General features: G+C 59.5%; 23 protein-coding genes and 1 tRNA gene. 15 read left to right on the top strand and 9 right to left on the bottom strand.

Annotated elements, in window-relative coordinates; translation table 11 throughout:
• Nucleotides 1-168 precede the first annotated feature (168 nt).
• The 3 genes from HMPREF2765_RS00745 (at nt 169) to HMPREF2765_RS00755 (ending at nt 3,477) form a co-directional block, all read left to right on the top strand.
• Nucleotides 169-1,848, top strand: coding sequence for a phosphatase PAP2 family protein (locus tag HMPREF2765_RS00745; RefSeq protein ID WP_070604048.1), 1,680 nt, complete (start codon nt 169-171; stop codon nt 1,846-1,848).
• Between the two features lie 167 nt (nt 1,849-2,015).
• Entirely contained in the window at nt 2,016-2,393 is a 378-nt protein-coding gene (locus tag HMPREF2765_RS00750; RefSeq protein ID WP_005504776.1) for a cupin domain-containing protein, read from the top strand.
• A 250-nt stretch (nt 2,394-2,643) separates the two neighbouring features.
• Nucleotides 2,644-3,477: an oxidoreductase gene (locus HMPREF2765_RS00755; protein ID WP_070604049.1), complete on the top strand. Its 834-nt coding sequence runs from the start codon at nt 2,644-2,646 to the stop codon at nt 3,475-3,477.
• A gap of 101 nt (nt 3,478-3,578) precedes the next feature.
• Here HMPREF2765_RS00755 and HMPREF2765_RS00760 read toward each other — a convergent pair whose 3' ends face one another.
• From HMPREF2765_RS00760 to HMPREF2765_RS00770, 3 genes are all read right to left on the bottom strand, one after another.
• Complete coding sequence (locus HMPREF2765_RS00760; protein ID WP_070507027.1) at nt 3,579-4,358, bottom strand: amino acid ABC transporter ATP-binding protein; 780 nt, start codon at nt 4,356-4,358, stop codon at nt 3,579-3,581.
• Nucleotides 4,359-4,391: 33 nt separating this feature from the next.
• Nucleotides 4,392-5,195 carry an amino acid ABC transporter permease gene (locus tag HMPREF2765_RS00765; protein ID WP_005504788.1) on the bottom strand — a complete coding sequence of 268 codons (804 nt, stop codon included), beginning with the start codon at nt 5,193-5,195 and terminating at the stop codon, nt 4,392-4,394.
• A 147-nt stretch (nt 5,196-5,342) separates the two neighbouring features.
• Nucleotides 5,343-6,182, bottom strand: a complete 840-nt coding sequence (locus tag HMPREF2765_RS00770) for an ABC transporter substrate-binding protein (protein ID WP_005508313.1) — start codon at nt 6,180-6,182, stop codon at nt 5,343-5,345.
• 278 nt (nt 6,183-6,460) lie between these two features.
• Here HMPREF2765_RS00770 and HMPREF2765_RS00775 point away from each other — a divergent pair, with 278 nt between their 5' ends.
• The 4 genes from HMPREF2765_RS00775 (at nt 6,461) to HMPREF2765_RS09020 (ending at nt 10,436) form a co-directional block, all read left to right on the top strand.
• Nucleotides 6,461-7,192 carry a demethylmenaquinone methyltransferase gene (locus HMPREF2765_RS00775; RefSeq protein ID WP_049363297.1) on the top strand — a complete coding sequence of 244 codons (732 nt, stop codon included), beginning with the start codon at nt 6,461-6,463 and terminating at the stop codon, nt 7,190-7,192.
• A 72-nt stretch (nt 7,193-7,264) separates the two neighbouring features.
• Nucleotides 7,265-8,326: a polyprenyl synthetase family protein gene (locus HMPREF2765_RS00780; RefSeq protein WP_070604050.1), complete on the top strand. Its 1,062-nt coding sequence runs from the start codon at nt 7,265-7,267 to the stop codon at nt 8,324-8,326.
• Nucleotides 8,327-8,703: 377 nt separating this feature from the next.
• Nucleotides 8,704-10,287, top strand: coding sequence for a sodium-dependent transporter (locus tag HMPREF2765_RS00785; protein WP_070604051.1), 1,584 nt, complete (start codon nt 8,704-8,706; stop codon nt 10,285-10,287).
• A gap of 8 nt (nt 10,288-10,295) precedes the next feature.
• Entirely contained in the window at nt 10,296-10,436 is a 141-nt protein-coding gene (locus tag HMPREF2765_RS09020) for a methionine/alanine import family NSS transporter small subunit (RefSeq protein ID WP_083303469.1), read from the top strand.
• A 97-nt stretch (nt 10,437-10,533) separates the two neighbouring features.
• On the opposite strand, the gene rarD is transcribed toward HMPREF2765_RS09020, so the two are convergent.
• Entirely contained in the window at nt 10,534-11,505 is a 972-nt protein-coding gene (gene rarD / locus HMPREF2765_RS00790) for an EamA family transporter RarD (RefSeq protein ID WP_070604052.1), read from the bottom strand.
• A gap of 188 nt (nt 11,506-11,693) precedes the next feature.
• The gene (locus HMPREF2765_RS00795) at nt 11,694-13,031 is read right to left on the bottom strand and encodes a DUF6882 domain-containing protein (protein WP_070604053.1); all 1,338 of its coding nucleotides are present in this window, start codon (nt 13,029-13,031) and stop codon (nt 11,694-11,696) included.
• A 280-nt stretch (nt 13,032-13,311) separates the two neighbouring features.
• On the opposite strand from HMPREF2765_RS00795, the gene HMPREF2765_RS00800 reads away from it, so the two are divergent.
• A complete protein-coding gene (locus HMPREF2765_RS00800) occupies nt 13,312-14,628 on the top strand; it encodes an SseB family protein (RefSeq protein ID WP_070604054.1) in 1,317 nt (438 codons plus the stop codon).
• A gap of 264 nt (nt 14,629-14,892) precedes the next feature.
• Here the strand turns inward: HMPREF2765_RS00800 and HMPREF2765_RS00805 are convergent, their stop codons facing one another.
• Both HMPREF2765_RS00805 and HMPREF2765_RS00810 read right to left on the bottom strand, forming a co-directional pair.
• Entirely contained in the window at nt 14,893-16,383 is a 1,491-nt protein-coding gene (locus HMPREF2765_RS00805) for a catalase (RefSeq protein ID WP_049356300.1), read from the bottom strand.
• A 129-nt stretch (nt 16,384-16,512) separates the two neighbouring features.
• Nucleotides 16,513-17,100, bottom strand: a complete 588-nt coding sequence (locus HMPREF2765_RS00810) for a Fur family transcriptional regulator (RefSeq protein ID WP_070604055.1) — start codon at nt 17,098-17,100, stop codon at nt 16,513-16,515.
• 194 nt (nt 17,101-17,294) lie between these two features.
• Between HMPREF2765_RS00810 and HMPREF2765_RS00815 the strand changes: the two genes are divergently transcribed.
• A complete protein-coding gene (locus tag HMPREF2765_RS00815; protein WP_005504804.1) occupies nt 17,295-17,558 on the top strand; it encodes a hypothetical protein in 264 nt (87 codons plus the stop codon).
• Nucleotides 17,559-17,697: 139 nt separating this feature from the next.
• Entirely contained in the window at nt 17,698-18,582 is an 885-nt protein-coding gene (gene htpX / locus HMPREF2765_RS00820; protein WP_070604056.1) for a zinc metalloprotease HtpX, read from the top strand.
• 201 nt (nt 18,583-18,783) lie between these two features.
• On the opposite strand, the gene HMPREF2765_RS00825 is transcribed toward htpX, so the two are convergent.
• Nucleotides 18,784-19,275, bottom strand: a complete 492-nt coding sequence (locus HMPREF2765_RS00825; protein ID WP_049341065.1) for a YajQ family cyclic di-GMP-binding protein — start codon at nt 19,273-19,275, stop codon at nt 18,784-18,786.
• Between the two features lie 141 nt (nt 19,276-19,416).
• Between HMPREF2765_RS00825 and HMPREF2765_RS00830 the strand changes: the two genes are divergently transcribed.
• From HMPREF2765_RS00830 to trxA, 3 genes are all read left to right on the top strand, one after another.
• Nucleotides 19,417-19,803: a hypothetical protein gene (locus HMPREF2765_RS00830; RefSeq protein ID WP_012902988.1), complete on the top strand. Its 387-nt coding sequence runs from the start codon at nt 19,417-19,419 to the stop codon at nt 19,801-19,803.
• Nucleotides 19,804-20,040: 237 nt separating this feature from the next.
• A tRNA-Tyr gene (locus HMPREF2765_RS00835) sits at nt 20,041-20,122 on the top strand.
• 412 nt (nt 20,123-20,534) lie between these two features.
• A complete protein-coding gene (gene trxA, locus HMPREF2765_RS00840) occupies nt 20,535-20,912 on the top strand; it encodes a thioredoxin (RefSeq protein WP_012902990.1) in 378 nt (125 codons plus the stop codon).
• 96 nt (nt 20,913-21,008) lie between these two features.
• On the opposite strand, the gene HMPREF2765_RS00845 is transcribed toward trxA, so the two are convergent.
• The gene (locus HMPREF2765_RS00845) at nt 21,009-22,286 is read right to left on the bottom strand and encodes a DNA-3-methyladenine glycosylase family protein (RefSeq protein WP_231840287.1); all 1,278 of its coding nucleotides are present in this window, start codon (nt 22,284-22,286) and stop codon (nt 21,009-21,011) included.
• A gap of 224 nt (nt 22,287-22,510) precedes the next feature.
• Between HMPREF2765_RS00845 and HMPREF2765_RS00850 the strand changes: the two genes are divergently transcribed.
• Nucleotides 22,511-24,355, top strand: coding sequence for a DUF2079 domain-containing protein (locus HMPREF2765_RS00850; protein WP_070604057.1), 1,845 nt, complete (start codon nt 22,511-22,513; stop codon nt 24,353-24,355).
• A 647-nt stretch (nt 24,356-25,002) separates the two neighbouring features.
• Nucleotides 25,003-26,956 (top strand): DEAD/DEAH box helicase (locus HMPREF2765_RS00855; protein ID WP_246824903.1); only part of this gene is annotated, 1,954 nt, incomplete at its 3' end.

The raw sequence follows: 26,956 nt of genomic DNA on the forward strand, positions 1-26,956 counted from the left end.
AACTTTAGTTTTTCATAGCTTAACCTGGGATAGTAGGTAGTTATTCGCCCGAGAACTCGGACGGTGCTTCGCATAAAACGGCAGCTTGGGGGCTACTGTTTTGAGGGGCTGGCATCGGCGGGCTCGGGTATGGCTAACAGACATGAGGGCGAGAAGGTACGAAGGGTTATGAAGAAGACACCGCAAGCGAATACATCAGGTTCGGGAAACTCCGGTTGGGAGAGCTCCGAAAACCTCGACGCTACCAGTGTGCTTCACCCCGATGACGTGCGTGCAGCCGCTGCCGATAACGCGCCCACTACGGTGTTTTCCTCTGATGAGACTGCGGTTCTCTCCGATTATCAGGACCCGACTGCGGTGCTTTCTGATTATCAGGACGCTACCCAGGTGCTCGCCTCCCACGAAACGGCTACCCATGCCGCTGCGCACAGTGATGACCGTACGAAAGTTTTGACGGATTACGGTTCGTCGCCGGCTCACGAAGCTGCGCCTGTAGGTTCTGCAAACGTGGGTTCCGTAAACGCGGGTTTCGTGAACGCTGAATCGGCGAATACCGAAGTTATTTCTTCGCACCCCGACACCTCAGAGGTTATTGGTGCGACCCGTCCTTTGCCGCGCGTTTACCGTGCCCCCATTAAGATTCCTGAGACGATTCCCTCGCCGCAGGAACGCGCCTCTCAGGGGAACTACAGCGCGGATGAGCCGATGCAGGCTACGCGCCGCCTCGATCCGCCGAAGCCTCCGGTGAGCGGTTTCCCGCTGAACAATCAGATGGGTGCCTCCCCAATGGGTGCGCCTCAGATGGGCGCGCAGCAGCCTCTTCCCACGCGTGCGATGCCTCCGCAGGCACCTCCGCAGCCGGTGGCTTATCCTCCCGAGGCGTATCCTGCCGCCGCCTACCCGAACGGTGCGTATGTTCAGACCGGTCAGGTTCCCGTGGATGCTTCGGGCCGCCCGGTGAATCGTCCCGGCGAAGAGCAGGGGCACCATCTTCCGAGTACCGGTATTTTGATGCGTCACGTGATGGCGTTGCTGTTCTTGGGTCTGTCTCTCTACGGTGCGTTTGTGTTCTTCATTTACACGGCGACCGGCCAGCAGGTTGATGAGCAGGCGTACACCGAGTATGCGCATCAGTTCAAGAGTTACCGCGGTCCGACCCTGACTGCGCTGGATTCTTTGCCCACGATTGTTGGTGTGATTGCGGTGCTGGGTCTGATTGCGGTGCTGATTTGGAAGCACCGGTTCCTGCCCTCGCTGATTGGCGTGCTAGTTGGGGCTGCGGCGGTGACGAGCACGTACCTGCTCAAGCACTACCTGATCGTGAAGCCCGACCTGGGTGTTCAGGAGGCGCTGAGCAACTCGGCGCCCAGTGGCCACACGACCTTCGCGGCGGCGGCTGGCGCGGCGCTCTTCCTAGCGGCGCCTCGTTTCTTGCGGCCCACGGTGGCTCTCTGCGCGGCGGTGGCGACCTGCCTGACGGGTGCCTCCACGATTATTAACGGTTGGCACCGCCCGGCGGATGTGGTGACCGCTATTCTGGTCACCGCCATCTGGACGGTCGTGGGTATGGGCGTGTTGCGTTATGTGCGTCCGGCAGATTTTGCGGTGCCGGCGCGTGGCGGTTTGGTGCTGGTGCCGTTGATGACGATTGCGACGCTGTTCCTGTCGTTCTGCGCGGTCATCCTGTATCTGATTGCGATTTTTGCGCCGATTCCCGGTGGTGCGTTTACCGCGGCGACCTGCATGATTATTGCGGTGAGCTTTGGTACGACGGCGTTGATGGTGAACCTGTTGCGTCCGCGTAATAGTAATCGCTCCGCCTATTCGAAGGTGTGGAGCTACCAGTAAGTATTGTTCCCCTCTCTGCGCGGGATGTTTCAGCTTGATGTGAGCTGAGATATTGTCCGGGTGCGGGGAGGGGAATACAATATAAGAAATTTAGTATTTTTAATACCAATATTAGAGAGGGGGTGTGTGCCCCCTTTCACTCACCCCTGAAGAGAAAGGTGCGTACCATGGCAGGTACCCATGAAGGCCGCGTCCTCGTATTCCCCCAGCTCACCGAAGCGCTGACCCCCTTTGAAGATAAGCCCCAGGCCCGCAAGATCGTTGATGCCGACGGCGGCAACCTGACCCTCATGGAACTGGCTGCAGGCCAGTCCTGGCACGAGCACCACAGCGTCCACCCCGTCTTCGTGCAGGTGCTCAAGGGTGAAGTTATCTTCCACGTGAAGGACCGCGATATTACCCTGGTACCCGGCAAGCCGATTCACGTGACCGCCAAGCTGCTGCACTCCCTGCGCGCCGTGAAGGACTCCACCCTGCTAGTGACCATGCTGACCGGCGAATCGCACCCCGAACCCAAGGTTAACATCGACGTCGAAGAGGTCTAAACCCCGGCCTCTAAACCCCTGACCCCAAAACCTTAGCTCGCCGCCGCATCTGCACAGGATGCCGCGGCGAGCTTTTTCTCTGTCTTCCTGCCCTCACATATGCCGGTGAGAATACCCTCACGCTACGCCCTGAGCTTTCTGCACGCCGGTTCACCCCGCGTGAGCGTACCCTGAAAGTACCCGCCCGCTAATATGCCCGCTACCACTGCAGGGAACAACCCGAAAGGGGAGCAACCCGAAAGGATACGCAATGCCCAAGTCACTGCAACGCCCCGTTGTTCTTCTCACCGGCGCCAGCTCCGGTATCGGCTACGACGTGGCGCCGCTACTGGTGCGCTACGGCTACACCGTCTACGGTGCTGCCCGCCGCGTTGAGAAGATTGAAGAGCTCGCCTCCGAGGGCGTGAAAGCGCTGAGCATGGACGTTACCGATGAGGCATCCATGGAAGCCGCCGTACAGCAGGTCATTGACGCAGAAGGCCGCATTGACGTGCTCATCAACAACGCTGGCTACGGATTCTACGGCGCTATTGAAGATGTCCCCATCGACGAGGCGCGCCGCCAGTTCGAGGTGAACCTTTTCGGCCTGGCACGCCTCACCCAGCTGGTGCTGCCGCATATGCGCGCACAGGGTCGCGGGCGCATCCTGAACATCTCCTCGATGGCGGGGCGCATTACCATGCCCCTGGGAGCCTGGTACCACGCCACCAAGTACGCCCTCGAGGCGTTCAGCGATGCTCTGCGCATGGAAGTTGAAGAGTTCGGCATTGACGTGGTCATTATCGAGCCCGGCGGCATTAAGACCCCCTGGGGACTCATCGCGGCAGACCACCTGGAGGAATCCTCCCGAAACGGTGTCTACGCTGAGCAGGCGCAGCGTGTTGCGGCAAATATGCGTAGGCTCTACTCGCCATCCTCCAACCTCTCAGAGCCCAAAGTAATCTCTAGGACCATTCTGCGAGCCCTGGAGGCGCGCCGCCCCAAGACCCGCTACCTGGTAGGTTTCGGTGCTAAGCCCTCCGTGTTCCTGCATACCGTGCTGCCCGACCGTCTCTTTGACAAGGTTGCGCGCCGTATCTTCTAGAACCGAAATAGCCGCGAACTAGAGCATTAAAAAGCGGGCGGTGCTGCGCGAAACAGAATGTTTCGTACAGCACCGCCCGCTACGTTTTTCAAGAGCTAGTACTAGTCTACTACGGCGTGGGTCGGATCGAGCACGCGCGCCAAGAAAGCCTGAGTACGTTCGTGCTGGGGGTTGCCAATCACCTGATCGGCGGGACCCTCCTCCACGACCACGCCATCGGCCATGAAGACGACCTTATCGGCGACCTCGCGGGCGAACGCCATCTCGTGAGTCACCACGATCATGGTCATGCCCTCGTCAGCAAGGTTGCGCATAATGCTCAGAACCTCGCCGACCATCTCCGGGTCGAGTGCACTGGTCGGCTCATCGAAGAGCATCAGGTCCGGGTGCATGGACAGTGCACGCGCAATAGCCACACGCTGCTGCTGACCACCGGACAGCTGAGCCGGGAAGCGGTCTTCCTTGCCCTCCAGACCAACCTTGGCGAGCTGCTCGCGGGCAACCGCCTCCGCCTCCGCCTTGGAACGGCCCAGAACCTTAATCTGAGCAATCGTGCAGTTATCCAGGATGTTCAGGTGACCGAACAGGTTGAACTGCTGGAACACCATACCCATGTGGGTACGCACGCGGTTAATGTCTACGTCCGGGTCGGTGACCTCGGTATCGCCCACCATGATGGTGCCGTCGTTCGGCTCCTCCAGCAGGTTCACGCAACGCAGCAGGGTGGACTTACCGGAACCCGAAGGGCCGATAAGGCACACGACCTCGCCCGGCTTGACCTGCATGTCAATGCCCTTGAGAACCTGAACCTTGCCGTAGGACTTGTGCAGGTTAGAAATGCGCACCGAGGAGGCGGCCATGGATGAAGTTGAAACAGTCATAGTATCTTCCGTAATCCGTATCTGTCGTTGCGCTTACTTGCGGCCCGCAAGCTGGGTGCGGCGCTCAAAGTATGCGGAGAGCTGGCCCAGCGGAACAGTGATAATCAGGTAGCACAGGCCCGCAACCACCAGGGGAGTCAGACCCGCATTAGCGGCGGTCAGGCCCTCACGGCCGAACTTCGCCAGCTCGTACTGAGAAACCGTCACGCCCAGCAGGTACACGAGGGAGGAGTCCTTGGTCAGCAGGATAACCTCGTTGGTCAGCGGGGGCAGAACCACGCGGAACGCCTGGGGAATAATGATCGAAATCATCGCGCGAGTGTGGGACATACCCAGGGAGCGTGCCGCCTCCATCTGGCCCTTCGGGATCGCCTGCAGGCCCGCACGCAGAACCTCACTAATGTAAGCAGCCGAAACCATACCCAGGGACAGGGTCACCGGAATCAGATTATCCACGAAGCGAATCTTGAACGCCAGGGGAATACCGTAACCGAACGCGAAGAAAACCAGCAGCGCCGGGATACCGCGGAAAAGCTCCACGTACAGGGTCGCAATCCAACGGTAGGGGGCGATAGAGGAAATACGCATGAGCGCCAGCAGCAGACCGCCGGAGAGGCCCACGATGAAGCCCAAGGTGGTGTACAGCAGGGTGTTCTTCAATGCCACGGTGATGACGTCGGGGAACTGCTGAGCCGCAACGTCCAGGTTGAATACCTGCTGGCTGAGGGTCTTCCAGTCAGCCAGAAGAATGGCTGCCAGAGCAATAACGGCCAGAAGGGCGTACTGTGCGTAGCGGAAGAGCTTCTGCTTCTGACGGGGTGAGAGTTTAGAGGACATGCGCTTTCTTATCCGTGTGCTGTTTATCCGTGTGCTGTTCGGTTAGGAGCGTTCTGCACGCTCACAAGGGTAGAGGCCGGAGAATCCCCCAACCCAAAAGTAATAAGGGTACTCCTGAATTGGGGGAGAGGCTAACCGGCTAGATGCTTAGGAAGCGGAGGAAGAGGCGCTCGCGGAGGTGGAGGAAGTGGCACCAACCCACTTGGCCTTCATCTTGTCGAGTTCGCCGTTTTCCTTGAGCTTGGCGATGGTGGCGTTTGCCTTGGTCAGCAGTGCCTTGTTGTTGGAGGAAACTGCTGCGGCAATCTGCTCGGTGTTCTCGGAATCCTGGTACGCAATCTTGAAGGAGTCCGGGTCATTGGTCAGTGCCTCGGACACCACGGAGAGGTTCGCTGCGACTGCCTTGACCTGACCGGTCTTCAGAGCGGAGAACATGAGGGAGGTGTCTTCGTACTGGATGACCTCTGCACCGTTTTCCTTGGCGTAGGTTTCACCGCTGGTTGCCTGCTGTGCACCAACGCTGACACCCTTCAGGTCTGCGGCGGAGGTGATGGAGGAACCCTTGGGGACCAGGATTGCCAGGTTGTCGTCGAAGTAGACGGTGGTGAATTCCATCTTGCTCTTACGTTCATCGGTCACGCCGATACCTGCCAGGGCGATATCGCACTGGCCGGTGGCCAGGCCGGTGCCGGAGTCTAGGCCCTCGAAGCTGATGGAGGTCAGCTGAGCCTTCACGCCCAGGTCGGAGGCGATAGCGTTGGCGATGTCTGCGTCCAGGCCGACGATGGTGCCGTTTTCTTCGTATTCGAAGGGCTTGTAGGGGGTGTTGGTGCAGACGCTGAGGGTGCCGGACTTGACGAGGCTGACCTCGCCGTTGGCGTCGGAGTTCTCGTTGGCGGTGGAGACGCAGCCGGTCAGTGCCAGGGGTAGCACTGCCAGTAGTGCGAGGGGCTTGAGGGATGCCTTCTTGAGGGATGCGGTGTTCATTGGGATGCTCCTGTGTATGGGGGTGCGTTCACTCGTTGAGTGGTGCGTTCTATGAAATCTAGAGTCTATTGTGCGCGCCTATGTTAAAAAATGCAAGCATATACATAAATATTCATAAATTTTTGCTGAATATGAATAATTTACACCCCCAAAAACTGAATAAAACCCCGAATTAGCGACTCGAAAACCACTTCAGAACGCACCTTAACGCACCGTGCGACACTACTACGGTTTACCCAACTATCGAATCTAGTAACCTCCATGCCACAATTGAGAGCGTGAACGCAGAGAAGAACACCCGCGCAACCCGCGCAACCCTAGACAAGAAAACCGGCGATATTGCCGCCATGTTTGATACCGTCGCTGAACGCTACGACCTCATGAACGGCATCCTCTCTCTCGGCCAGCACATCTACTGGCGTAAGCAGGCAGTCGCCGCCGTAGACGCGCACCCCGGCCAGAAAGTACTGGACGTAGCCGCAGGTACCGGCGTCTCCTCCGAACCCTTCGCCGACGCCGGCGTAGACGTTATCGCTGCAGACCTCTCCGAAGGTATGCTCGACGTGGGCCGCCGCCGCCGCCCCGACATGACCTTCGTGCAGGCAGACGTCACCGCCCTACCCTTTGACGACGAAACCTTCGACGCAGTGACCATGTCCTACGGTCTGCGCAACGTCGCCAACTACCCCAAGGCACTGAGTGAAATCTACCGCGTGCTCAAGCCCGGCGGACGCATCGTCGTCCTGGAGTTCTCCACCCCGACCTTCGCCCCCTTCGGCGCGGTCTACAAGAACTACATCATGAAGGCGATCCCGCCGATTGCCCGCGCGATTTCCTCCAACCCCGAATCCTACGAATACCTCGCCGAGTCCATCATCACCTGGCCTAACCAGCAGGAACTGGCGCAGAAGTTCAAGGAGGCGGGCTTCACCTCCGTGCAGTACCGCAACCTCACCGGCGGCATCGTCGCCATTCACCGCGGTTTCAAGCCTGAAGCACATAACGCATAGACACCGCGTTCACACACCACCGAAGACACTAACACCACTGAAGACACCAACACCAAGAAGATAGAAGACACCGTGAGCAACGCAGAGCAGCCCATTGCCGCAACCGACCTGCTGGGAGACCTCGACCTGAAACTGCCCGCAGGCTTTGAACTCATCGCCGCTGACCCCAAGCTGGGTCCGCAGATTCTCTCCTCTCTCGCACGTATTGAGGAGCGCCTGGCAGAAGCCATCGCACAGACTGACCACCTGGCGGACGTCGCATCCCGTCACCTGCTCTCCGCGGGCGGCAAGCGTGTGCGCCCCCTGCTGGCGCTGCTCTGCGCAGCCGTAGACGGCGAAATCAACGATGACGTCATTGAAGCTGCCGTGGTCGTTGAACTGACCCACCTGGCAACCCTCTACCACGACGACGTGATGGATGATGCTCCCAAGCGCCGCGGCGTGGACAGCGCCCAGATGATTTGGGGCAATTCCGTCGCGATTCTGACTGGCGACCTGATCTTCTCCCGAGCATCCCTGTTGGTGTCCGAGCTGGGTACCCGCCCCATGAAGATTCAGTCCCAGACCTTCGAGCGTCTGGTGCTCGGCCAGCTCTTCGAAACCACCGGCCCCCGCGAGGGTCAGGACCTGCTCGACCACTACATTGCCGTCATTGAGGGCAAGACCGGCTCCCTGATTGCAGCTGCTGGCGAGTACGGCTCCCTGCTTTCGGGCGCTTCCGAAGAGGTCATCTCCATGGTCAAGGCGTATGGCGAGCTGGTCGGCGTGGCATTCCAGCTGGCTGACGACGTGATCGACATCGTTAGCGACGGCAAGACCAGCGGTAAGACCCGCGGCACCGACCTGCGCGAGGGTGTGCCCACCCTGCCGACCATCCTGCTGGACCGTGCGGTAGCTGCCGGCGACGAATCCGCTGTTACTGTTCGCGCCCTGCTGGATGCCGACCTGAGCTCCGACGAGGCACTGGATGCAGCCGTGGAGGCGCTCGCCGCCCACCCGGTCACCCAGGAAGCATGGCAGATCGCCTACGATTGGGCGGACCGTGCAATTGCCGCGATTGCTCCGCTGCCCGAGTCCACCGCGAAGGCTGCGCTGGAGTCTTTCGCTCACGCTGTGGTTCACCGCGAAGGCTAAAACCCGCTGTGTAGCGTGTGCGCTGGCGTAAGTGCTGATGCGTCTCATACTTCAAACCCCCGCTGAATCTGACTGGATTCGGCGGGGGTTTTCTGCATTATGGCTAGTCAACGCCGGCTTTCAGGGTGGGTGTGAGCGAGTGCCCTGTCCCGCATAGTTCCGTATGCTGGGGTCTCCTTGACCGCTATATGCCTTTAAGGTAATCCTTATAGGCATGCCTGAGGCGCACATCCACCCTTCAGACGTTTGACGGCTCCCACGCCCACTCCGTGTTTGGAGAGCCGTTTACTATTTCTGGACGCGAGCTGAGCCCACCACCCCGACGGGTTATTCTCGCACCAACCATCCGCGTCCCCACACATTCGAGGTTTACAACTATGGGAGCATCTACCCCTAAGGCGCCCACGAAGCGCGAAGGCTTCTCTAGCCGTCGCGTCTTTATCTTTGCCGCCATCGGTTCTGCTGTTGGTCTGGGCAATATTTGGCGTTTCCCCTACATCGCATTTGATAACGGCGGCGGCGCCTTCATGATTCCCTACATTGTCGCCCTGCTGACCGCTGGTCTGACCTTCCTTTTCTTTGACTACGCTATCGGTCACCGTGCGCGTGCGTCTTCCCCGCTAGCTTTCCGCCGTCTGAACCGTAAGACCGAGTTCATCGGCTGGTGGCACATGGGTATTAACTTCGTCATCGCTATCTACTATGCCGCTATTGTGGCGTGGTCGCTGCGTTACATGGTTTTCTCCTTCACCAATGAGTGGGGCGATAACCCGAAGGCGTTCTTCAATGGCGAGTTCCTGAAGGTTGCAGACACCCCCGGTGTCTCCCTGGACTTCAACATGAACGTCCTGATCCCCATGGTTCTCGTGTGGGGCGTCCTGCTTGCTGTGATGGCTCTGGGCGTTCAGAAGGGTGTGGGCGCTGCCAACATCGTCTTTATCCCGCTGCTGCTGGTCATGTTTGTTGGTCTGGTGATTTACTCGCTGACCCTGCCCGGTGCGGCCGATGGTCTGAATGCTCTGTTCACCCCTAGCTGGGACTCCCTGGCTAACCCGGATGTGTGGGTTGCTGCCTACGGTCAGATTTTCTACTCCCTGTCCATTGGCTTCGGTATTATGATTACCTACTCCTCCTACCTGAAGCCTAAGACTGACCTGACCGGTTCCGGTGCTGTGGTTGGTTTCGCGAACTCCGGCTTCGAGCTCCTTGCTGGTATTGGTGTGTTCGCTGCTCTGGGCTTCATGGCTCAGGCCGCTGGCACCCAGGTGAGCGAGGTTGCGACCAGCGGTATTGGTCTGGCGTTCATCGCGTTCCCGACCATTATTTCTCAGGCGCCCGGCGGCGTGCTGATTGGTATCCTCTTCTTCGGCTCCCTGCTCTTTGCTGGTTTCACCTCCCTGATTTCGATTCTTGAGGTGATTATCGCCGGTATTCAGGACAAGTTCGCGACTTCCCGTCTGGCGTCCACCATTCTGGTGATTGTTCCGATGGCTCTGATTTCGCTGCTGCTGATGCCGACCACTACCGGCCTGTATGTGCTGGATATTCTCGATAACTTCGTGAACCTCTTCGGTATTCTGGCTGCCGGCCTGTGCGCCATTATCGTGGTTGCATACGTGGTGCGTGCACTGCCGGCTCTGGCTGAGCACCTGAACCGCTACTCCTCCATCAAGGCTGGCAAGATCTGGATGATTCTGCTGGCTGTCGTGACCCCGCTGGTTCTGGGCTACTCCCTGATTCAGAGCGTTATTAAGCTTGTGGTAACCCCCTATGAGGGTTACCCGGCAGATATGCTGGCTATTTTCGGTTGGGGTATGAGCGCACTCCTGCTGGTTGGCGCAATTGTTGTTTCTCTCTTGCCCTGGTCGAAGAAGTCTCGTGCGGCTGAAGAGCCTCCGGCGCCTCCGGTGATTGCCGGTCAGGTGGAGCACGGCCACGTTGATTCGACCATTACCCGTTAGGAGCCCTCATGTCTTTCTCCGCAATTGTGATGCTCATTGTGGCAATCCTGATCATTTGGGGTGGCCTGGGTTTGGCTCTGCTGAACCTGCACCGTCATCCGGATTTGGATGCTCTCGATGCTGCTGAAGCTCAGGATTCTGAGCTTTAGAGTGTGAACGCGATATAAAGTGATGCCCCGCAGGCGTTAGCCTGCGGGGCATCACTGTGTTTTATGCGGGACTGTGTTTTGTTCGGGTTGGGGAGATCTACTTGCTCTGTACGTCTTCAGCCTGCACGAGCGGGATCATGCCGGTTTCCGGGTCGGACAGCGCGGAGGCGCGGTAGGCGCGGGAGGCACGCAACGCATCCACGGTGAAGATGATGAGAGCGACCCAGATGAGGCTCAGACCCAGCACCTTATCGGCGCTCATCTGCTCGTGCAGAACGGTCAGCGCCAGAATAAACTGGATGGTCGGGCCCAGGTACTGCACCATGCCAATGACTGACAGCGGTAGCGCCTTGGTAGCCGCCGCAAAGAGCATGAGGGGCACAACGGTGACCACGCCGGTGGATGCGAGAAGCCAGAAGTGCCCGGCACCTTCGCTGAAGAGGGTCATTTGTCCCTGATCATTGAGCACAAAGAGGGCGGCAATGCCGAAGGGCGCCAGAATCAGAGTTTCGAGAGAGAGTGAAACGATGGGGCTCACGTCGTGGGCTACGCGTGCCTTGAGCAGGCCGTAGATGCCGAAGGAGAACGCCAGGCCCAGACCCGTCCAGGGCACCTGACCGTAGATGAGGCTCATCATCAGCACCGCGATACATGAAATTGCGACGGATACCCACTGCGCGGCGCGCAGGCGCTCCTGCAGGAAAATCACGCCCAGCACCACGGAGACCAGCGGGTTAATGAAATATCCCAGGGACGCATCAATCGTGTGACCGCTGGTTGTTGCCATCACGTAGATAAGCCAGTTCGCGCAGATGAGGAACGATGCCGCCGTCAGTACCAGCATGATGCGGCGGTCCTTGAGGGCGCGGCGGAAGTCCGCGGTTGCCCGCACAATCGGTAGTAGCAGGGCGCAGAAAATGAGGGAGAAGACCACTCGCGCCACCACAATCTCAATCGGTCCTGCCGGCGCCATCAGCACAAAATACAGGGGGAGCAGACCCCAAATGATGTAGGTGCCGATGATGGTGATAAACCCGTTACGGGTGGTGTGCTTCTGCGTTTCTGACATGGTTTCGTCTGACCTGATTCTTCGGTTACGTTCTTCTAAGCTATTCATCGGGATGCGCCGGCTGGGTATCCACACAGGTTTCGATGCGCGCACACTACTGTACCCGATACGGGGTGTTGCATACGCTAGGGACGCCACAGGCGCGGTACCACGAGGATACCGCGCCTGAGGAATGCTGCGTATTCGGTTTAGAGGCCGAAGAAGCGGGAGAAGAAGCCCTTCTTCTTGGGCTGCTCTGCCTCGCGGCGTGCAGTTTCTTCCTGCTCGCGGCGGGCTGCCTCTTCGTGCTCTGCCTGCAGGTCGGGAGCTGCGCCAGCGTTGCGGATGGGCTCCACGTGCTGCTCCTCGTACTCTGCTGCATCCTGCTCAACCTCGACGGGCTGCTCAGCTGCAGTCTCAGCGGCGACCGGCTCCTCAGCGTACTCTGCGGAAGCCTCAACGGTCTCGTACTCGGGCTGCTCGGCGCCGATGGACTCGTCGGTGTAGACGCGAGCCTGTTCGGTCTCTTCTGCCTCGTACTCGCCGGGCAGGGTCTCCACGGTGACCAGGCCGGGCTCTGCGTACTCTGCCGGCTCCTGATCGAAGGGAGCCTCGTCGGCGGGGTAGAGGTTCTCGGTGCTCTCGACGCCGGGTACCTCGGTGTCTGCGACCGGTGCGTGCTCGGCGATCTCGACGGCGCGCTCTGCATCAGCCTCGGCACGTGCGGCGGCGCGTTCTGCTGCCTCCTGCTCGCGCTGTGCGTTCTGAGCGGCTGCCTCTGCGGCTGCCACGCGCTCAATCTCGGTGCGCAGTGCGGCGAGGGATTCGCGACGCTGTGCGGCAGCGGCTGCGCACTGCTCCAGTACCTCGGGGCCAACCTGAGGCTCAGCCTGCTCGATGCCGCTGATGCGGCCCTCGTCGAACCACAGGCGCAGGGCACCGTCGGTTGCGGTCAGCACGGCGGTTGCCTCGGTGTCCCAGGCGATGTGGAAGCCGCGCTGCTGAGCGTAGGAGTCCACCGCCAGAACCTGGTTGTGTACCTCTTCGCTCTGCAGGGTCTTAGCAATGACGCGGCCAATACCCTTGTAAGTCGGTGCCTCGAGGGTCAGCTCGGCACCTTCCAGCAGGGTCCATGCGCGCACGCCAGCGCCCGCGGGCAGCGGGTAGTGTGCGTACAGGCCGCTAATGGTCTTGGTTGCCAGGGTCAGGCGGCGTGCCAGGGACTCGGAGAGGGGCAGCTCGTCGGTGGTCAGTTCGGCCAGGCCGTCACGCTCACCGGTTTCGCGCGCCTGAATAGCGGCGGAAACAACGGAGTCGGGGAAGTAGCCCAGCTGCTGCCAAGACCAAATCCAAGTACCGCGGTTCTCGGATTCGGTGCCCAGCAGGTGCGGCTTGAGCGAAAGCGGGGGAGTGGTCTCAAAATCCAGAGACTGGGAGGTGAAATCCACGTTCCACTCGGAGGTACCCACGAGCTCAGCGAGTCGAGCCTGGTACTCGGTGGAGATAAAGATCGATGCGTCGATAAGGTCCTGCAGAGAATTCGTCATGCTTCAAGATTATCAACCTTTTAGCGTTCACTATGCCGTGTATCCCCGGTTTTGGGGTGCGCTTTAGGCGTATTGGGCTCTAAGGCGCCTGTTTGAGCCGTATCCAAGAGCTCTGAGGGAGAGGTAGAGCATATATCTTTCGGCGTAAACTATCTGCGTTGAGTGCCTGTGTTCGTTAGAATCGAAGAGACGGCTTCTTCCGGCACCCTGTAAGCCGATACTACGACCGAACACGGATGCCTCCAGCCGCGCCGTATTCACACTCAAGGATGTATGAACTATGACTGAACCCCGCCTCGCCGAGACGAGTAGCCGCGCCGCGCGCATCCAGGATGCGCTAAACAACATTGGAAGCTGGCTGCTGGATGTCGTTAGTGTTGACCCCGGCTGGAGCGAAATGGTGCTGGACGTCAAACCTCTGGCTGGTCAGATTTTCGTGCGTGTGCGTGAATTCCGCGACGGTGAAGAGTTCATTGGCACTATCGGCCCGCTCAAGGACGGCTCGCCCATTATTGCTGAGGTTCGCAAGTTGCAGCGTGCCGCCTACGACGGTAACCGCGGCACCTGGTTCACCGCCTCCATTGTGGTGGCGGCAACCGGCTGGCCGAACCCGCAGTTCAGCGTGGGTGCCTCCTACAACCGTGACGATGAGCCCGCCAGCTGGAAGAATGAAGGCACCCTGACCGCGACCGACGTGCGTGAGCACCTGACTGAGTTCCCGCGTGACGCGTCGCGTATCCCTCAGTGGGCTCGTGAACGTATGGAGGGCCGCGCCCGCCACTCTGCCGCCGCGGCGCTGTCTTCGAACGAGCACGAGATCCCGAACCCGTACCTGGTCGCTGCCTTGGAGACCTTCCGTAACGATGTGCAGGAGCGAACCCTCATTAACGTGGTCCGCACGATGCTCGGTGGTGACGTTCTGCTCGATGCGACCGGCTCCCTGCTGATTCCGTCTGAGACCGACCCGATGGGCCCCGAGTCGGTGCTGACCCACCAGGTCATTCGTATGCCCGAGACCGGTATGCAGGCGCTGTGCGTGTTCTCCTCCTCCGAGCACATTGGCAAGAGCTACGTGCGTCAGGAGTCCGAGGGCGACGAGTTGATTCTGCGCGAACCGGCGATGAAGGTCTTTATCGATTTCCTCGGCAACGAGGCGCTGGACCTGATTGTGGTTGACCCCGGCACCGACCACGAGTGCTACATTGAGCGCGCTCAGGTGCAGTGGATTGTCACTTCGCCCCGTAACGACGGCGCGAAGATGGCGCTGACCCAGGACAACATGCAGATGCTACTCGGCTCGCTGGTGTCCCCGGCGTCCGTGCTGCTGGTGGGTGTTGACCCGGCTGACCCGTCCGGTACCTCTTTCGTCTTTGACCCGGATGAGAACGGCAACCCGCAGAGTCTGCTGGTGTTCACTTCGCCCATTGAGATTGCGGCACTGGATCCGCATATTGAGGTGCGTTCGGCGAACGCCCTGGATATTCTGCGTTACGCCCTGGATATTGGTGCGCCGAGCGTGAAGGTGAATGCGATTAACCCCTCCACCGTGCTGAGCGCGGCGCAGATCCGCGAGCTCCTCGATATTGTGGGTGAATAGGAAGCGGTCTTCGGCGCTTCTCCCGCTGGTGCTAGTGCATCCGCATAGTTCGTAAAACCCGTCACGTAAAATCGCCCGGAAGAGACACCCACACGGTGTTGTCTCTTCCGGGCGATTTTTGTGTTTGGAGAGGGTTGTAATCCTGCAAACGGGTTTAAAATATGGGGCCGGTGACTCCACCTTACTGAAAGTCACCGACCCCATAGTAGTAGCCAGCTGTGCGTCATGTTCTCGAATCTACAGGAGAACAGACGCTGCCGTATCTTATGAACCAGATGCGGCGGCTGCCACGGCCTCGCGAACGCGAGAACCGAGCTCAGGGTGAACGCTATCCCAGTATTGGAACGCGCGTTCACGAATCTCGTCGGAACGAACAGCGCCTACGTGACCGGAGATGTTGCTGATCAGGCGCTCGCGTTCTTCGTCGTTCATGGTTACCTCGTAGAGGGTGCGAGCCTGCGAGAAATCATCATCATCCGGGCGCAGGGTGTAGGCGGTGCGTACCAGCTCGCCATCAGACTCCCAGCTACCTTCGCCAGCGCGTTCCGCATCCGCATGCGGTCCACCCAGACTATTCGGCGCGTAGGTCGGAACGGAGGGGTCGTTGAAGTTATAACGCATCGAACCGTCATGCGAATAGTTGTTCACCGGCGCTGCGTGTGGTGCGTTCACGGGCAGCTGTGCGAAGTTGGTGCCGATGCGGTAGCGATGCGCATCCGGGTAGGAGAAGATACGACCGAGCAGCATCTTATCGGGCGAAGCCGCGATACCGGGCACAAAATTCGAGGGGGAGAAGGCTGCCTGCTCGATTTCGGCGAAGAAATTCTGCGGGTTGCGATCCAGCACCATGCGGCCCACCTTGATCAGCGGGTAATCCGAGTGCGGCCACACCTTCGTCAGATCGAAGGGGTTAATACGGTAGGTCTTCGCGTCCTCATAGGGCATGATCTGCACATAGAGCGTCCAGGCGGGGTAGTCGCCACGCTCGATAGCCTCGCGCAGGTCGCGGCGGTGGAAGTCAGCATCCTTACCCGCCATTTCATCGGCCTGAGCCTGGGTGAAGAACTCGTTGCCCTGCTCGGTCTTGAAGTGGTACTTAACCCAGAAGCGCTCGCCCTCGGCGTTAATCCACTGGTAGGTGTGAGAGCCGAAGCCGTCCATGTGGCGCAGGGTGCGGGGCAGGCCGCGGTCGCCCATCAGCCAGGTTACCTGGTGCGCCGATGCCGGATTGAGGGTCCAGAAATCCCACTGCATATCGTGATCGCGCAGACCCGAACCGGGCATACGCTTCTGCGAGTGGATGAAGTCGGGGAACTTAATGGCATCGCGAATGAAGAAGATAGGAGTGTTGTTGCCTACCAGGTCGTAGTTGCCTTCGGTGGTGTAGAATTTCACCGCGAAACCGCGTGGGTCACGCCAGGTATCGGGGGAGCCGGATTCGCCCGCCACGGTTGAGAAACGAATCAGCAGCTCGGTTTTAACGCCGGGCTGAAAGAGCGCCGCACGGGTGTACTGCGAAACGTCTTCGGTGGTTTCAAAGTAGCCGTATGCGCCGGTTCCCTTCGCGTGCACCACACGCTCGGGCACACGCTCACGGTTGAACTGAGCGAGCTTTTCAACAGTGTAAGCATCGTGCAGAACGATGGGACCATCGGCGCCCACGGTGAGCGAATGATCATCTGAAGCCACCGGCGTGCCAGTGCTCGTGGTGGTGTAAGAACCGGGCTGAATGGGGTTCTGCGGGGTCTGATACATATTTGCTTCTCCTTGTGTTTTTGGTGATGCTATGTGGTTTTCGACGAGCATTCTTCCTGTTTTAGGGTGCAGCTAACGAACACTGAGGCGCTGTTTCACGCCCGGAGTAAGGTGTGGGAATGTGGTTCGTTAGTGCTGAACGCTCGCTGCGGCTTGCACCTGGCTCTTCGCCAGTTCTGCTTCTGCCTCAGTTTGACAGTCTACGCACACGCCCTGATAGAGCACGTCTGCGCTGAAGAGTGCCATGCCGTGAAAATCGCTGGGGGTCAGGCAGGGCGCGGAGCCGACCGCGCAGTCCATGTCTTCGACCTTGCCGCAACGTACGCAGAAGGCGTGGTGGTGGTTGTCGCCCGTGCGGGTTTCGTAGAGGGCGGGGGTTCCCGGCGGCTCAAACTTACGCAGCAGGTCGATGTCGGTCAGGTCGGCAAGAATCACGTAGACCGACTGAACCGTAATGGCGGGGATACGCTCGCGGACTGCCTGCACGATGGTGTCGGCGGTGGAGTGCGGGTGTTCCTGCACTGCGTGGAGTACGGCGAGGCGCTGCTTGGTGACGCGGCGGCCCCTGGCGCGCAGTCCGGTGGTCCATGCTTCTTCGAGCTGTTCGGGGCTCATTGCGGAGAGCAGGGGTAGGCCGGTGGTGTGGGCGCAACCGGTGTTGTGATGGTCTGGGCTTTGAGCCTTCTTCGTGTCGGAGGTTGTCTTTGCGTCGGTCATAGGTTTAAGTCTACACGTTATTATGAGAAATTCATCATTATTTTATGAAAATCTCATAATAAGCCGGCAAGGCGTCCCTTTCATCCACTCTGTGGCGCCCCTCCTCGCCCCGGCCTCGGGTGTGAAGAGATGCCGTACAATCAAAGAACCTAGAGTAACCCGTACCGGCGATCACCATCAAGGAGGATAGGGTCATGGTGTACGACTTCACAAACCCCATCTACATTCTGCTGATGATTCTGCTCTTCGGTGTGCCCATCGTGACCCCGGTGATTTACGGCCAGTACCGCAGTACTACCACTGGTTTTGATCTGGAGGGTCAGCTGATGCTCGGTCTGCTCTTCATCCTTTTTCTGGGCGCGTACGGCACGATTCTGCTGCTGGGTATTTTCCCCACTGCTACGGCGCAGGTGCTGGAGCAGGTGCCCCTGGTGAATATTCCGGGCGCTATTCCCTAATCCCTTTTGAGCTTTCGGCGCATGGGTGACGCTCTGGGTGAATCCGCGTGCCATAAGGTGCGCCCGCGGGTGCTTGCACGTATTCTATAGAGTCAAGTACATGCTGTACGCACTGACCTAATTGTTCAGGAGGATACCCATGCACAGCCATAACAACGGACTGAAAACTGCCCTGTTGATGGGCTCCATGGTGGGCATGATGCTGCTCATCGGTGGCCTGCTTTCGGCGACTTTCCGCACCTCCATTTTCATCTGGGTTATGGGCCTGTTTAGCTTGGGTTCGGTCGCGTACACCTACTGGAACTCCGATAAGCTTGCTCTGAGTTCCATGAATGCTTACCCGGTCAGCCGCGAAGAGGTTCCGGTGCTTTACGACATTGTGGAGGAGCTGTCCTCCCGCGCGGGTCAGCCCATGCCCGCCCTTTACGTGGCACCGACCATGACCCCGAATGCGTTTGCAACCGGTCGTAACCCGCAGAACGCGGCGGTGTGTTGCACCGAGGGTATTTTGCAGTTGCTGGATGAGCGCGAGATGCGCGGCGTGCTCGGCCACGAGCTGATGCACGTGTACAACCGCGATATCCTCACCTCTTCGGTAGCGGCGGGTATCGCCTCCATTATCGGTACGATTGCGCAGATTCTTTCGTTTGGCGCGATGTTCGGTGGATCCAACCGCGATGGTGAACGTTCCAACCCCCTCGCCATGTTCGTGGTTGCTATGCTGGCTCCCATTGCTACTCAGGTCATCCAGATGGCTATTAGCCGCACCCGTGAATTTGATGCCGACGAGGACGGCGCACGTCTGACCGGCGACCCGCTGGCTCTGGCTTCGGCACTGCACAAGCTGGAGAGCGGCGTGTCCATGTACCCGATGGACCCGAACAACCGTAGCACTGAGGCGGCGAGCGCCATGATGATTGCGAATCCCTTCGGTTCGCTGAAGAGCATGCTCTCTACTCACCCGCCGATGGATCAGCGTATTGCGCGTCTGCAGCAGCAGGCTCGTGAGATGGGTCAGTACTAAGTCTTTTTGTCGCCCTCATCTCTGGGCGTGAATATGACCCGGGGTGACGATTGTGACCCGCGATGACGGGTTGGCAGACAAAAAATCCTCGGGGTGGCTACTGTGGAAGTAGCCACCCCGAGGATTTTTACGTTTCGGCTTCTAGTCCTCTATCCTCACCCATCGCTGGGCGGGGATAGAGGGTGAGAGCCTCGCCTGAGCTTAGCGGTAGTTGACGAACTGCAGGTCAATCTCAAGATCAGCGGACTTGAGCATTGCAATGACTTCCTGCAGGTCATCGCGGGACTTGGAGGAGACGCGCAGCTCGTCGCCCTGGATGTTCGCCTTTACGCCCTTGGGGCCCTCTTCGCGGATCATCTTGGAGATCTTCTTTGCCTGATCCTGCGCGATGCCTTCCTTGATGGAGCATTCGATGCGGATTTCCTTGCCGGATGCGTAGGGCTTGCCGGAGTCCAGGGACTTCAGGGAGATGCCGCGCTTGACCAGCTTGGACTGGAAAACGTCCAGCACTGCCAGTGCGCGCTCTTCGGCGTTTGCCTTGATGAGGATCTTGTCGCCGGAGTAGTCGATTTCTGCGCCAACGCCACGGAAGTCGTAACGCTGGGAGATTTCCTTCTGCGCCTGGTGCAGTGCGTTAGAAACTTCCTGCTTGTCCACCTTGGACACAATGTCGAATGAGGATTCGCTAGCCATGGGTTTTCCTTTCGTGAATGAGGTGCTACTGGCACCGGTTAGTACTAGCCTACCGGGTTGGGGCTCTTGTTCACAGCTAACTAACAGAAATACGGGCCTGTTTTACAGGCGTTACCAACCTAAAAAGAGGACAATAGAGATATGACCATTCATAACCTGTCTGCAACGGACGCACACACGAGCGAGGAAGCTCACGACCTGCAAACCCTGCTCTTCATTGACTTGCATACCTCTCTGGGCGCTGAGCCCGAAGATATTCCTGAGGCTGAGCGCCTCAGCGAGCCTGACCACCACGATATTCACCTTGACCTGCACGAGGAAGATGCTGAGCCTTCTCTCTTTGACGGTATCGGTATCACCCTGACGGAACCTTCGCTGGTGGCACGTTTCCGTGGCGTTCGCCGTGACCTGGAGCGTGAGATTGCCGGTGACATGTGCACCGTGGAGCAGGCGCGCCGCTATCTGGAGCACCTGGAGATTGTGCTTCTGCTTGAGCAGGATGGCGATACTCCTTCCCGCTCCTTCTAAAACTGCTGTAGGCGGTGGCTTTATTCGCGGCTTTATTCATAAGGTGAGAGCGTGGGCGCTGCGATAGATATGGGCGCGCGGTGAGCGTGCGCTGACGCTCTTGTGTGACGAAAAGACGATAAATACAACCAGATATATAACCTTCGTCACAAAACCCTATGTGAAGTGTACAAGTCCCTAAAACTGCTGTAGAGTAGTCTCTGTTCGCTTGAGCGAGCAACTAGCACCTAGCTAGGCGGCAGGTTACCCGAGCGGCCAAAGGGGGCTGACTGTAAATCAGCTGGCACTGCCTACGGGGGTTCGAATCCCTCACCTGCCACAAATAGCCCGGTTACGAAAGTAACCGGGCTTTTGTGTATCTAAAACCAGTTTTATAGCGGATTTCGCAGCCGCTTTCCAACCCAGCTGCTTTCCACCGCGGTAATCTTCCACCACAGTGGTCTTCCACAGCAACGGTCTTTCATGGTTGCGCCCGTATTTTCTGGGTGCCCGCATTGGGTGCTTTCCTCAGGATGCTGTAGGGGACGACCACGGGGCTTCGCCCGCCGGGTCGGGCGCCTCCATCATTCGGCTACAGGGACATTCGCCAGAGTATTCGCGACACGCCCGTAAACCGGCTGAAACAGCCGCAAAAAGTATTTACTATGACCGCAATTTGTCATATCTTTCACATGTTTGAATCCCAGAGCGAACAATTAGCGATTGGGGTCTTGAGGGTGTAGCTTTATCTCATGGCTACTAATGAAATTACTCAGCAGAACCTGACTGCTACCGTCGAGAGCAACGATATTGTCTTCCTGGACTTCTGGGCAGATTGGTGCGGTCCCTGCAAGCAGTTCTCCCCCGTCTACGAGGCGGCTTCGGAGAAGCACAGCGACATTGTTTTCGGCAAGGTCGACACCGAGGACCAGGGCCAGCTCGCTCAGGCAGCAGGCATCACTTCCATCCCCACCATCATGGGCTTCCGTGACGGTATCCTGGTATACCAGCAGGCTGGCGCACTGCGCGAAGACCAGCTGGAGACCGTAATCGGTTCGATCCGCGAGCTCGACATGGACAAGGTCCGTGCAGAGATCGCAGCAGCAGAGGGCTCTGCAGAGAAGAAGTAAGCTCACCACCACAAAAGAGCTTGAACGGGGCGCACCCGCCGGCACAACCGGCAGGGGCGCCCCGCCCCCTTTTAACCTCGTGAGGGTGCAGGAGCGTTAGCGGTCGCGGTGATCCTCAATGGTCATGCGCGCCCCGTAGCGCTGCTTCGAAAAGCCCGAAGCATGCATGAGCCGCACCAGACGCTGCCGATGCGGGCTAAAGGGCGCCAGCAGGGAGAGCATTCCCGCATCATCGGTGCGCTGACCTATGAACAGCTCACCGACCGCGTGCGCCAGATGGTAGTCGCCCACGCTGATGGCATCCGGGTGCCCGCACACACGCTGCAGGGCCTCGGAAATACTCCACGGGCCCACGCCGCGCACAGCGTGCAGGCTCCGCGCCAGAAGTGCGACGTCGCCTTCTGCCGCAATGTTTTTTAGAGACTCTGCGGAACGAGCGTAAGCGTACACGGCATCGTAGCGGCTTTTATCAACGCCAGCCCGATGCCAATCCCAGGTAGGAATCGTCGCCAGGGTCCGGGCGCTTGGATAGACGCGCATCCCCTCCGGCTGATTCCCCAACCCGGTCGAAGGGGCGGGGGAGCCGTACTTTCGCAGAACCCAGCCTAAGGTCCTGAACGCTTCGGTCTGGGTGATGCGCTGCTCCACAATGGCGTTGAGCATCTGCCGGTCCAGCTGCCCCGAAGCGCTGAGGCGGAGCCCCGGATTCTGCCGCCACGCCTGCTGAACACGCGGCGGAAGAGACTCAAAAGAAGACAGAGCACCGAACTGTTCGGCGGGGTCGTGCAACCCCAGCCAGTACGTCATTTCCTGCGCTAGCGCCTGAAGGTCGGCTCGCGCCTGCATCTGCTGATCAGCGGCACTATAAGAAACCCAGATACGAATACGCACCGGGCGCATCAGCAGGCGATGCAGGGAGGGGAGAGTCTCGGGAAGCGTGGCTGTCTCCGCAACTCGTTCAACGTACAGCACCGCTGGGAACTCGTGAAACGGCGTGCGAGCCGTCAACCAGATTCTCTCAGCACCATCCGCGCGGCTCAGCGCACGATACGAAAAATCCTGAGCGCCGCGACGTAGCGACCCCAACGTCTGCGCCAACTGCACCGGAACATGCGGCTCAATCACAACCTCGCACACCTCAGGAGCCAGGACACCCGGAAGGGGCGAAGCGGCGGAGGAGAGAGTACGAACCTGAACGCGCGGCTGGTGAAGAACGGTAGGCTCCTGAAGAACATCCGCAAGCGCTGGCGCATAGGGCACACCAGCTGCCGCCAAAGGATGCCGGATGCGCCGAGCACCCGCTACCGGGTGGCTGTCAAGGGCCGCACAGTTAGGGGTGACACCGCCGGGGGTTGAGGAAGGAAACGTACTCACCACACCAGTCTATGCGCCCAAACCGGGCCCTAGCATCCGGGGCAGATATTTGAGGGACAAGATACAAAAAGCGCAGGAAGGGCAGGCACAGCGCTAATGCGATACCCTAAAGGGTAGAGTGAGAACGAACGCAAACTCCGCCACCGGCAACGACAAAGGCGACGCGTTCCACCCGTTCTGTGGGCGCCTGTAGCCCGGACACACACCCCGAGAGAAGGACGCCTATGGCAGCGGAAGCACACGAAGCATCCTCGAATACTGACGCACCTGAACAGAAGAACAGCACCGCCACCAGCGCGGACCGTACTCAGCGCGCCAAAAAACAGCCGCGTCAGTCCCTCACCGAGCGCGTCAAAAGCATCCGCCCCCTCGAACTACTACCCGGCCTGCTGCTTGCCGCCGCCGTCATGGCGTTGTACACCTACTACTCGCTGCAACAGATGAAGCACTGGATTACCCCCTCCTGGGACCTGGCGATTTTCACCCAGATGGCGCAGGCGTACTCGCACTTCTCCGTGCCCATCGTGCCCATTAAGGGGCCCGACTTTAACCTCTGGGGTGACCACTTCCACCCGATTCTGGTGCTCCTGGGACCCATCTACGCGCTGTTCCCCTCACCGACCACGCTACTGGTCGTGCAGAACGCCCTGGTCGCCTTCGCAAGCTTCGCCATTGTGCGCTTCACTCAGCGTGCCTTCGCGCTCGCCCAAAAAACTGAAGATGCGCAGAAGAGTGAACCCGCGCAGAACGCTCAATCCGCAAAACTTCAGGGCATTATCCCGACCATCACCGGTCTGCTACTCGGCGCCGGATTCGCCCTCAGCTTCGGCGTTCAGCAAGCTATCGCCGCCCAATTCCACGAAGTAGCCTTCGCCGTGCCGCTACTGGCCATGAGCCTCGGCTACCTGGTGCTCGCCTCACGAGTGAGCGGCACCGAACGCGCACGCTACCTCGCCTACGCCTGCTGGTGGGCTCTACCCATTGCCTTCGTTAAAGAAGATATGGGCATTACTGTCGCAGCCATCGGCCTCATCATCTTTATCCGCACCGGCTGGCTGAGCACCGCCGTAGACATTCTGATGCCGCGCCTCTCCGCGGGCACCCCCGCCCCCATGCGAATCCGCGTGCATCAGCTCTACTCCTCCTGGGCGCGCACCCCCGCCGTCGCCGAATCCACCATGGTCATGATTTGGGGCGTATTCTGGTCCGCCGTCGCCATCTACGTGATTCTGCCCTACTTCAATAGCGGCGGAAACTTCGACTATGCCGACAAGGTGAACTTATCTGCGGCTCTGGGCGACCCCTTCGGCTCGGCACTGCAGATGCTCAGCAACAACACCAAGCTGGCAACCCTCGGCCTGCTGCTCATTACCGGAGCAGTCCTCTGGGTGATTTCTCCGCTCGCGGCAATTGCCCTGCCGACCCTTGCCTGGCGTCTACTCTCCACCATGGAATCCTACTGGGCAAGCACCTGGCACTACTCGCTCGTGCTCATGCCCGTCGTCTTCTTCGCCCTGCTCGACGCTGTCATGCGGATACGCTACGGAGTGGTTCCCGCTGCGATTCCGGCGCGTTTGGGCGCGCGCGCAGCCGATAGCGCCTCCGCGCAGGAACCTCAGACCAATACCGAGCCCGGCCGCCTGACCGCCACGGCGCGCCGCATGCCCGTGTGGGTTCTGCCTGCCGTGGCGCTCTTTCTAGCCGCGTCCCCGATTTTCGTGCCCGGATCCCAGCAGCCCCTCGCGTCCCTGGGTAATGCGCAGTTCACCGCCTCCGCGCTGACTACGACTGACCAGATGAAGCAGGACGCCGTCCAGAAGGTACCTGAAGGGGTATCGGTCGCATCTGACCTGTCGATTCTGACCCAGCTGATTCCCGGTCGTACCGTCTACTGGATTGGACACACCGGTAAGCCAGCGCCCGACTACGTGGTCATCGACCGCATGAGCAACTCCTGGGGCGGCAACCCGCCAACCAACGCCGCACAGTATGCGGCTGACCGCTACGGCAGCTCCTACGCTAAGTATGCGACCGTCGGCACGATTGATATTGTGCGACGCGTCGACTAGCCCCTCGGCTCAGCAACTGAAAGAGCGTCCACCCCGCACGCAGCGGGGTGGGCGCTCGCGTTTAAGAGATGAGGTTTTAAGCACCTTTTTATAGCCCGGGAGGGGACCCTGCGGTACACTAGGTAGAACACGGGAACCCCCGATGAAGGTCTTGTGCGCACCCGGCACCCAAGGTGGTGCTGGAATTGTAGGTGCGCCGTACTCACCATCACCGATTGATACGCCCCATAAATTTGCGGTTTACACCGTACACGCGGGCTTCTCTTAACGATCTCTGGTCCAGCGTCTTTGCTGCGTCTGCTGTAACAGACACACCACCGCCGTAGAGCGGGAAGGCGAACCACCAGGAATACGTGACATTGCATGTGAGCATTACCCACCCTGTACACCCTGATTCACAGGAACTACTGTGCGTCGAGCGTAGAGTACGAACAAGCGTGCGGATAATGTGCCGAGAAATTCAAGACCACCCCCAGCAAAGAGCCGCTACCCGTAGCATCCGCAGAACACCTCTGCAGAATGTGCCGGTAACGGAGGACCCCTGGACGCTCTACTCCCCAGGGGATGATGTGTGGCTGGGCCGTGAAGGGGACACCCGGTAAGCGCCGAAAAGCGTGCGCTTCCACCCCTACCGTATAGAGGAAAAATTGACTGAGAATACTGCTACCCCGGCCGAACTGAACGCCGAGGCAGAGACCGTTGTGACCACTGAGAACATCACCGAGAACATCGTTGAGAGCCCTGCTGTAGAAGCAGAAGAAACCACCGCAGAAGCTACTGCAGAAGCACCCGCCGCAGAAGAAACCACCGAAAAGGCTGAAGAAGAAGGCGTACGCTTCACCGACCTGGGCCTGGACCCCCGCGTCCTGGCAGCCCTGGAAGAGGTAGGCTACGAGAAGCCGTCCCCCATTCAGGAACAGACCATCCCCCTGTTGCTTGAGGGCCACGACGTGGTTGGTCTGGCACAGACCGGTACCGGTAAGACCGCAGCATTCGCGCTGCCGGCACTGTCCCGCATGGCTGAACTCGCCGACATCAACGGCGTCTCCCGCGACACCCAGGTTCTGGTCCTGGCACCCACCCGCGAGCTGGCTCTGCAGGTTGCAGAAGCCTTCTCCTCCTACGCAACCCACATGGATGACTTCACCGTCCTGCCCATCTACGGTGGCTCCCCCTACGGCCCGCAGCTGGCTGGTCTGCGCCGCGGTGCGCAGGTCGTCGTCGGTACCCCCGGCCGCGTGATTGACCACCTGGAAAAGGGCTCCCTGGACCTGTCCAACCTGCAGTACCTGGTGCTGGATGAAGCAGACGAAATGCTGCGCATGGGCTTCGCCGAAGACGTGGAAAAGATCCTCGAAGGCACCCCCGACACCAAGCAGGTCGCGCTCTTCTCCGCAACCATGCCCAACTCGATCCGCAAGATCGCTCAGCAGTACCTGAACGACCCCCGCGAGGTTCGCGTCAAGGCTAAGACCACCACCAGCGCAAACATTACTCAGCGCTACATGCAGGTCATGCACTCCCACAAGCTGGACGCAATGACCCGCGTGCTCGAGGTCGAAAACTATGACGGCATCATTGTCTTCGTGCGCACCAAGAAGGAAACCGAGGAAGTCGCCGACAAGCTGAAGGCACGCGGTTTCGCGGCAGCAGCGATTAACGGTGACATCCCCCAGCAGCTGCGTGAGCGCACCGTTGACGCCCTGCGTGACGGTCGCATCGACATCCTCGTGGCAACCGACGTGGCGGCACGCGGCCTGGACGTTGAGCGCATCTCCCTGGTTGTTAACTACGACATCCCCCACGACACCGAGTCCTACGTGCACCGCATCGGTCGTACCGGCCGTGCAGGTCGCGAAGGTGCCGCAATCCTCTTCGTCACCCCGCGTGAGAAGTACATGCTGCGTCAAATCGAGAAGGCAACCCGCCAGAAGGTCGAGCCGATGCACATGCCCACCGCAGAGGCAGTGAACGAGACCCGTAAGCAGCGCTTCGCACAGCAGATTACCGAGACCATCGAGTCTGAGGACCTGAGCTTCTTCCGCCAGATTATCGAGGACTACGAGAACGAGCACGACACCACCGCTGAGGACATTGCGGCTGCACTGGCTGTTATCGCCCAGCAGGGTCGCCCGTTCTTCCTGGATGAGGAAGAGGACATCGCGCGCAACTCCCGCCCCTTCTCCGACGACGATTCGGACCGCGGCGGCCGCAAGGCTAAGCGCGCGCACAACGACGAGGGCATGGTCAACTACAAGCTGAACGTTGGCCGTTCCTCCCGTGTGACTGCAGGCGCTATCGTGGGTGCGCTGGCTAACGAGGGTGGCATTAAGGGCTCCCAGATTGGCTCCATCGACATTCGCCAGCACTTCACCATTGTTGGCCTGCCCGAGGACCTGCCCCGCGACTTCTTCGATCGCCTGCGCGACACCAAGATCGCTGGCGAGTTCATCAACATCCGCAAGGACAACGGTCCCAAGGGTGGCGGCGGTGGCCGCAGCTTCGGTGGTGGCCGTCGTGAGGGCGGTTTCCGCGACTTCGATCGCCGCGAGGGTGGTCGTCGTGAAGGTAGCTACCGCGGTAACCGTGACGGTGGCCGTG

The sequence above is a fragment of the Rothia sp. HMSC062H08 genome, from assembly GCF_001810775.1.
Taxonomy (GTDB): Bacteria; Actinomycetota; Actinomycetes; order Actinomycetales; family Micrococcaceae; genus Rothia.

Coding starts and splice junctions, on each gene's coding strand:
- HMPREF2765_RS00745 (WP_070604048.1), top strand. CDS start 169: ATGAAGAAGACACCGCAAGCGAATACATCAGGTTCGGGAAACTCCGGT.
- HMPREF2765_RS00750 (WP_005504776.1), top strand. CDS start 2,016: ATGGCAGGTACCCATGAAGGCCGCGTCCTCGTATTCCCCCAGCTCACC.
- HMPREF2765_RS00755 (WP_070604049.1), top strand. CDS start 2,644: ATGCCCAAGTCACTGCAACGCCCCGTTGTTCTTCTCACCGGCGCCAGC.
- HMPREF2765_RS00760 (WP_070507027.1), bottom strand. CDS start 4,358: ATGACTGTTTCAACTTCATCCATGGCCGCCTCCTCGGTGCGCATTTCT.
- HMPREF2765_RS00765 (WP_005504788.1), bottom strand. CDS start 5,195: ATGTCCTCTAAACTCTCACCCCGTCAGAAGCAGAAGCTCTTCCGCTAC.
- HMPREF2765_RS00770 (WP_005508313.1), bottom strand. CDS start 6,182: ATGAACACCGCATCCCTCAAGAAGGCATCCCTCAAGCCCCTCGCACTA.
- HMPREF2765_RS00785 (WP_070604051.1), top strand. CDS start 8,704: ATGGGAGCATCTACCCCTAAGGCGCCCACGAAGCGCGAAGGCTTCTCT.
- HMPREF2765_RS09020 (WP_083303469.1), top strand. CDS start 10,296: ATGTCTTTCTCCGCAATTGTGATGCTCATTGTGGCAATCCTGATCATT.
- rarD (WP_070604052.1), bottom strand. CDS start 11,505: ATGTCAGAAACGCAGAAGCACACCACCCGTAACGGGTTTATCACCATC.
- HMPREF2765_RS00795 (WP_070604053.1), bottom strand. CDS start 13,031: ATGACGAATTCTCTGCAGGACCTTATCGACGCATCGATCTTTATCTCC.
- HMPREF2765_RS00800 (WP_070604054.1), top strand. CDS start 13,312: ATGACTGAACCCCGCCTCGCCGAGACGAGTAGCCGCGCCGCGCGCATC.
- HMPREF2765_RS00805 (WP_049356300.1), bottom strand. CDS start 16,383: ATGTATCAGACCCCGCAGAACCCCATTCAGCCCGGTTCTTACACCACC.
- HMPREF2765_RS00810 (WP_070604055.1), bottom strand. CDS start 17,100: ATGACCGACGCAAAGACAACCTCCGACACGAAGAAGGCTCAAAGCCCA.
- HMPREF2765_RS00815 (WP_005504804.1), top strand. CDS start 17,295: ATGGTGTACGACTTCACAAACCCCATCTACATTCTGCTGATGATTCTG.
- htpX (WP_070604056.1), top strand. CDS start 17,698: ATGCACAGCCATAACAACGGACTGAAAACTGCCCTGTTGATGGGCTCC.
- HMPREF2765_RS00825 (WP_049341065.1), bottom strand. CDS start 19,275: ATGGCTAGCGAATCCTCATTCGACATTGTGTCCAAGGTGGACAAGCAG.
- HMPREF2765_RS00830 (WP_012902988.1), top strand. CDS start 19,417: ATGACCATTCATAACCTGTCTGCAACGGACGCACACACGAGCGAGGAA.
- trxA (WP_012902990.1), top strand. CDS start 20,535: ATGGCTACTAATGAAATTACTCAGCAGAACCTGACTGCTACCGTCGAG.
- HMPREF2765_RS00850 (WP_070604057.1), top strand. CDS start 22,511: ATGGCAGCGGAAGCACACGAAGCATCCTCGAATACTGACGCACCTGAA.